2 protein-coding genes and 1 pseudogene are annotated in these 2,846 nt (G+C 57.6%); 1 reads left to right on the top strand and 2 read right to left on the bottom strand.

Features of this window, described 5'->3' with window-relative positions:
• Window positions 1-250 precede the first annotated feature (250 nt).
• Window positions 251-1,009, top strand: a complete 759-nt coding sequence (locus B7R22_RS18145) for an IclR family transcriptional regulator (protein WP_116413098.1) — start codon at window positions 251-253, stop codon at window positions 1,007-1,009.
• Here B7R22_RS18145 and B7R22_RS18140 read toward each other — a convergent pair whose 3' ends face one another.
• The gene (locus B7R22_RS18140; RefSeq protein WP_116413097.1) at window positions 1,010-1,828 is read right to left on the bottom strand and encodes a sugar phosphate isomerase/epimerase family protein; all 819 of its coding nucleotides are present in this window, start codon (window positions 1,826-1,828) and stop codon (window positions 1,010-1,012) included.
• Between the two features lie 316 nt (window positions 1,829-2,144).
• Window positions 2,145-2,605 (bottom strand): annotated as a pseudogene (locus B7R22_RS18135) (integrase core domain-containing protein); the annotation flags it as partial.
• Window positions 2,606-2,846 lie beyond the last annotated feature (241 nt).

The following is a 2,846-nucleotide window of genomic DNA, read 5'->3' as shown; positions in this document are numbered from 1 at the left end:
AGCCATCGTGTGGTGTCCTTTGCGTGAGAGTTTTAGTCGGTTCTCACTGACCATCACACGGTGGCTTCTCACGTCGACGATGCAACGCTCAAGAACCCGAAACCCCACCACTCACAGGGACGTCACCGAATTGATGTGACCAGTCAGACTTGCTCTGTCAGACTTCAAATCGCGCCCGCATCTTTCATTCGTTACGATGGGACTTTCTCAATAAGCGTGCCGATCGCCGAGAGTCAGATAGGGAAGGACGATGGAAGAAGCCGCTTCACCTGTCGCCTTAAGGGCGCTCCGACTGCTGGGAACGTTTGACCTCAGATCGCGACGCCAGACGCTTTCAGAGATGTCTCTTCGCTCTGGCATCCCGGCGGCTACTGTCTATCGACTGGTCAAGGTACTGAGCGAGTGGGGAGCGCTCGAGCGGGGTGAGGATCGGCGATACGAAATAGGGCGTCGGATTTGGGAACTAGGGCTGCTCGCAGATGTACAGACGGAAATCAGGCAGATTGCGGCGCCGTTTTTACAGGACCTCTTCGTCGCCACTCGGGAGGCCGTATACCTTGCGGTCAGGGAAGGAAACAGCGCACTCTACGTCGATCGGCTCACTGGGCGAGTAGCGCCGAAAGTGTATGCTCAGATCGGTTCGCGCCTCCCGCTGCACTCAACGGGCGTGGGTAAAGTGTTGCTCGCGTACGCACCCGATGACGTTGTCGATGCGGTGATGACGCATCTGAGAAAGTTCACTCCCTACACGGTCGTGGACCAGTCACAGCTCGAAAAAGAACTCAGAGCCGTTCGGCGACGTGGTTTCGCAAGAACTGTGCAGGAGATGGACCTTATGACGGCGGCGATTGCCGTTCCGGTTTTCAATACTGAAGGGCTCGTTGAATCGGCGCTTGGCATCGTCACATCAGATCTGAAAAAAGACCTTTCCAGAATCCTGCCCGCCCTCGTCGTGACAGCGCAGGGAATTGGTCGGAGCTTGCCACCTACGCACGGAACTGGCCTGTGACTACGCGAGCGAACGCATGTACGAAGCGAACTGAGGGATAACTACTTCGGGCTCGGCAAGCGCGGGCATCCAGAATTTCTCCCATTCGAAGCTGACAAAACCGCCGAAATGGTTGGCCTTCAACAACCGCATAAAATCAGCCGCTGGGACAGCGCCTTCGCCCATCGCCACGAAATCGTGTGCCTTGTCATCCGCCATGCTGAGCGCGTCGCGAAGGTGAACATGGCTAATCCGAGGCCCGAGCCAATGGGCTGAGTCCTCCAGAGACTCGCCGTTCCTGAGGGTATGCATCAGATCCCACACGACACCTATTGTCTGCACCGATGAAAACGAGAGCACTTTCGCGAGGTCTTCTGCTCGAGACAAGGTGCCATGCGTTTCGACGGCTAATCGAACCGAATACGGTTCGATTGCGGTAGCGATGAGGGAGATCGCATTCCCGATGTCCTGGAAAAGATGTTCGGGGTCAGACTCCTCAACGGGCGGCCCGGCGAATACTCGAATCAGGGGAGACCCCAGACGCTCAGCGAGTGCCGCGTAGCTCCGTGCTTCCTCGAGTAGCGCGGTGAACTCAGGCCCTTGGGAGCTTTCGATCAGAAGACTCGTGCCAACGCAGGGGAGTGCGAGATTCGCCATCTCGAATCGTTGCCGCGTCGTATCCACGAGGCTCTCACTGAACTCAGGCAGGTGAATCAAGTCGCTTCGACCCGTCACGAACCGAAGCTCCACCCCGTCGTACCGGTTATCGACGGCCATGTCGATGATTTCGTCGATCGAGTAGAAGGGAGCACTGAGGGTACTGAAGGAGAGGTTCACCATGGGCGTACTATCATCCGATCGTCTAACGTCATTCCAGAGACCGTACCCAACTAGTCGTTCGATGTGAATACCTTTTTTCTGTGAGTGGAAAGAGGGCGGCGGTCAGCTCCCGAGTACGGTTCGCAACCAGAACACCGGGTGTGTTGCGACACGATATCTCGACGCTTATGTACCGCACAGAGAAAGAGGTCCACGAACGAGCGAGGAAATTGACCCACGTCGCGTTCGATGTGCATCGGGGAGCTAACGCCGATGTGGCGACATGATGCCCCACGACTTGTAGCCTCATCACTCTAGACCTGGGTCGCCCCCATTGTTAGGTCCAGACGTTGTGGATGTCGTCGTTTTCCATTTGGTAGGTGCGTTGCCGAGCGTACTCGGCGGGCGTGAGGTAGCCCAGCGATGAGTGCGGCCGGTCGTGGTTGTACTCCGTTTCCAGTCAGTGATCACGACGCGGGCGTGTAGGAGCGAGTAGAAGCTGTTGATGTTCAAGCACTCGTCCCGGAGGCGGCTGTTGAACGATTCGACGTACCCGTTGTTCCATGGCGTGCCGGGCGGGATGTAGAACAGCCCGGTGCGAGTGCCAGCCCAGTCCGCCATCGCGTCACTGATGAACTCCGGTCCGTTGTCCAAGCGGAGCACCGCGGGCGCGCCGCGAGCCGCGACGAGGTCCTCGAGGTGACCGGTGAGCCGGTCTGCGGTGATCGAGCGTTCCACGAGCCCACCGATGCATTCGCGGGTGTGTTCATCGATAATCGAGCAGATATTGATCGCCCGGCTGGCGAGTAGCGGGTCTTGGTAGCGGTAGTCCGTGTTGTTGGTGTGTTATCTCGCGACATCGTGGACACTGGATCTCGTCACTTCGTGGACGGTGAGTCTCATGGCTTCGTGTGTGCTGTCTCATCGCATCGTGGACACACGATCTCATGACATCGTGGACACGATGTCTCATAGCATCGGAGACACTCGCGGGGGTGGTATTCGGGTGGGATGACGAATTTTCTTTCTCCCCAGACTC

The organism is Subtercola boreus (assembly GCF_003399635.1).
Classification (GTDB): domain Bacteria; phylum Actinomycetota; class Actinomycetes; order Actinomycetales; family Microbacteriaceae; genus Subtercola; species Subtercola boreus_B.
The sequence above is the reverse complement of the archived record's forward strand: the minus strand, read 5'-3'. Positions and strand labels throughout refer to the sequence as shown.

Bases quoted from the DNA above. Each gene is read 5' to 3' on its own strand.
- B7R22_RS18145 (WP_116413098.1), top strand. From the start codon at position 251: ATGGAAGAAGCCGCTTCACCTGTCGCCTTAAGGGCGCTCCGACTGCTG.
- B7R22_RS18140 (WP_116413097.1), bottom strand. From the start codon at position 1,828: ATGGTGAACCTCTCCTTCAGTACCCTCAGTGCTCCCTTCTACTCGATC.